Raw genomic sequence first — 3,561 nt, 5'->3', positions numbered from 1 at the left:
CTACAACAACGCGGCGTCCAACATCTGGTCGCTGCCCTCGGCGGGCGCCAAGGGCGACCTCGGCGCCGACCCCACCCGGCGTGACATCTACGCCGAGATCGACTGGATGCGCCTGGAGAAGCCGCAGGACGGCGTGCTGTCCAGGGTCGAGCAGGTGTTCTCGGACGCCCTCGTCACCAACCCCCAGACCCATGCCGACGGCCTGGCACTGCACCTGATACCGGACGAGGAGCTCCCGTACGCCGAGGCGATCGACTTCGGCGACACCCGCGCCCCCGGCACGTACGACGACTTCGACGACCTCAAGCAGGGCAACCCCGCCAAGGCGTGCGGACCGGACGCCACCGGCAACTTCGGCACCGACGCGGACCGTGCCAGCCCCCTGTGCGACAAGATCATGCTCTACAAGCGGCTGCACTTCCGGTACGGGATCTTCATCAACGGCCTGACCGACAGCGGGACCACCTCGGGCCGGGCGGAGCTGGACGACCGGGGCTCCAACGACTTCGTCGTGTCCCTCGGCCGGTGGACCCCCAAGATGTTCGGCGAGGTCGGCGGGCGTGCCGCCGCCGAGCAGGCGACGCTGCTTCACGAGCTCGGCCACACCTTCGGCCTCGGCCACGGCGGGCGCTACGGCAACGGGACCGCCGACCTGGTCAACTGCAAGCCCAACTACCAGAGCGTCATGAGCTACTCCTGGCAGTTCGCGGGGATCGACCCCGACCGCCCCCTCGACTACCAGCGGTTCGGCAAGGCGAACCTGGACGAGACCGACCTCGACGAGATCAAGGACCCCGGACTCGCGGGCGTCGTCCGCCCGGTCATCTACGGCGTCGGCGGCCTGGTGGCCAAGGGCCCGGCGGAGGACCCGATCGACTGGACCGGCGACGGACCGCCGTTCTCGGCTCACGCGAGCGCCAACATCAACCGCATCACCGCCCTCGGGCCGGACTGCGACAAGACCGACGACGACGAGACGCTGCTCAGCAACCCCGACTGGGACCGCCTGGTCTACGACTTCACCAGCAGCCGGTACTTCTCCGACGGTACGCACGGCCCGATCGTGCCCGAGCTGACCGGGGACGCCGTGCTCCGCGTGAAGGCGGTCGACCTGACCGCGGGCATGACCGTCGACAGGCCCGACGCCGCCGGCGGCGACACGGTGACCGCCACCGTGACGATCGGCGACAAGGGACCCAGCAAGTCCACGGCCACCTCGGTCACGTTCACGCCTCCCGCAGGCGACCCGGTCACCCGGCAACTGAGCGACCTCGCGCCCGGCCAGACGGCCACCGAGACGTTCACGTACACGGTGCCCTGCACTGCCGCGGACGGCAGCACGCTGACCAGCACCGTCAAGGTCACCGGCAAGAACGCCGCCGGGGAGCCCGAACTGGAGGAGACGCTGGCCGACAACACCGCCACGGCCGTCACCAGGGTCCACGCGCCCGTCATGGCGGTGACCGCCACGGCCACCTCCTCCGTGAACGCGGGCGAGGCGATCACGTACACGGTCGGCCACCGCAACACCGGCAGCGCGCCGGCCACCGGAGCCACCCTGAAGTACACGCTGCCCGCGGGCGTCTACTACAGCCAGGCCCTCGACCAGGGCGCCGGGCCACGCCCGGCCACCGTGACCAGGAACGCCGACGGCACCACGACGCTGACCTGGAACCTCGCCACGGTCGCCGCCGGCGCGTCGGGCACCATCACGTTCACGGCGCGGCCCACCCTGCTGATGGAGGCGGGGGCCAAGGCGACCGGGACGGCGAGCCTGTCCTACGGCGGGGCGAACGGCTGCACGTTCACCCCGGCGACGGGGTCGGCGCAGACCTCGATCACCGTGGTCGCGCCCAGCAGGCTGCCGATGCTCTCGGCGCTGTGGGGGCTGCGGACGGACCTGCGGACGGCCGAGGTGCTGGCCCGCGTCCAGGCCACCGACACCCGTTTCGACGGGGCCGACGGCTCCGCCGCCAACGGCGCGCTGTCCCAGCAGGAGGCGTCGGCGGTCCTGTTCCTGCCGGCGACGCAGCCGCGCTCCTTGCGGGCCGAACTGCTGGCCACCACGTTCAACATGGCGTCCCGCCGGATCAACGCGGGCACCGCCGTCCGTACGCTCACCACCCAGCGCCTGCGCCTGAGCACGGTCGGCGACGCCGTCCGCTACGCCCAGGCCACCCTGGCCCAGCCGCCCACCCTGTCCGGCCTCCTCCGCTACACCGACGCCACCGTGGCGCTCACCGAGATCAACTCGGGCGTGGCGGAACGCTACTAGTCACCCAGCGAACGCCTCCCTGGCCCGCCCCCGCGAAGCCTGGGAGGCGCCGCCATGCCCGCCGCGATCCGACGGGAAGCCCCGGGCACGTCCCACCCGGGCGGACGCACGGTCACCGGGCGCGCGCCGAGCGGCCGAGGCCGGGGATGAGCACCGCGGCGACGACCAGGTGCATGCAGGCCAGGGCCACCATGCTCCCGGCTCCGACGGCGCCGAGCGGCCCGAGCAGCGACAGTACGAGCACCACGACCGCGATGATCGTCCAGAGCCGTCCCGGCCGCCTCACGATCCGTTCCAGCGACGCGAGCAGCGCCCAGGCCGCGAGCCCGGCGACCAGGCTCGCCACCGCGACCGCGCCCGGCCCGACGGGCTGAACCGCCCCTCCGACCTGGACGGTCAGGCCGGCTCCCGCGACAGGGCCGGCCACCGCCCAGACGGCGAGCGCCGCGACCGTCCCGCCGGCCACGGTCAGCGCCCTCCGCGTGGCGGTACGGCCGGCGCGCCCCGGTGCGGCATCAGTACGAGTGGTCTCGCCGAACATGCGCTTCCTCCTTCGATGACGGACGGCCGTCCCGCGAGCCATCCGCTGATGGCCGCCGCCGGTCCCGCCTGGTTCACCCCGACAGCGTCGCCGCCGCGGGGCGGGGCCCGCATCGGGCGCGTGGCGGCGGCGGGTACGTCCGCGGTCGAGCCGGCCACCGACTTTGGTAGGTGTCGGCGCCTCGATGCCCGGAGCTACCCTTGGCCGCGTGAACGGCGAGAACCACTGCGAGGCGGAGGCGGAGTCCGTGCGCCGGCGCCTCCCTTTGACCGCCGTCGTGACAGGGGTGATCGCCTGTATGGCCGCCCTGGTCGCGCCGACGATCTGGGGACTGGCCGGAGCGCATCCGTCGAGAGGGCTGCTGGCGCTCGACATCGCTACCGGGGTGCTGGGGTGCGCCCTTTCACCCGTACTGCTGTGGCGGCCGGTCACCGGCGCGCTGGCGCTCACCGTGCTGGCCGTGCTGTCACCGGCGGCCACCCCTCCTGCCACCCTCGGCGCGCTCCAGGTCGCCCAGCGGCGCGGCTTTCCCGCCGCGGCCGCGACGGCCGCGGCGGGGATCGCGGCGCAGGCGGCGCAGGGCCTGTGGCGGCCCAACGCGGGCATCTCCTTCGGCTGGTGGCTGGTCCTGGTCACCGTCGGGTACGGCGCGCTGGTCGGCTGGGGCGGCGCGACGCGGGGGGAGACCGCCAGATCGGCAGGAAGCTGACCCGGCTGTTGCGCCGGGAGGGCTTCGCCGACGTGG

Annotated in this window: 3 protein-coding genes; 2 read left to right on the top strand and 1 reads right to left on the bottom strand. The window is 73.4% G+C overall.

The window, feature by feature from the left end; translation table 11 throughout:
- Nucleotides 1–2,275, top strand: a 2,275-nt coding sequence (locus AB0B89_RS35460; protein ID WP_358561874.1) for a CARDB domain-containing protein, incomplete at its 5' end; no start/stop codon positions are given.
- A 112-nt stretch (nt 2,276–2,387) separates the two neighbouring features.
- Here AB0B89_RS35460 and AB0B89_RS35455 read toward each other — a convergent pair.
- A complete protein-coding gene (locus AB0B89_RS35455) occupies nt 2,388–2,816 on the bottom strand; it encodes a DUF6069 family protein (protein WP_358561871.1) in 429 nt (142 codons plus the stop codon).
- A 208-nt stretch (nt 2,817–3,024) separates the two neighbouring features.
- On the opposite strand from AB0B89_RS35455, the gene AB0B89_RS35450 reads away from it, so the two are divergent.
- Nucleotides 3,025–3,525 (top strand): hypothetical protein, encoded by a 501-nt coding sequence (locus tag AB0B89_RS35450; protein ID WP_358561868.1) that lies wholly within the window; start codon nt 3,025–3,027, stop codon nt 3,523–3,525.
- Nucleotides 3,526–3,561 lie beyond the last annotated feature (36 nt).

The sequence above is a fragment of the Sphaerisporangium sp. NPDC049002 genome, from assembly GCF_040649355.1.
In the GTDB taxonomy this organism is placed as follows: Bacteria; Actinomycetota; Actinomycetes; order Streptosporangiales; family Streptosporangiaceae; genus Sphaerisporangium.
Note: the sequence above shows the minus strand (reverse complement) of the source record. Positions and strands in the feature narration are given on the sequence as shown.

Excerpts from the sequence above, each read along its gene's own strand:
- AB0B89_RS35455 (WP_358561871.1), bottom strand. The coding sequence starts at position 2,816 with ATGTTCGGCGAGACCACTCGTACTGATGCCGCACCGGGGCGCGCCGGC.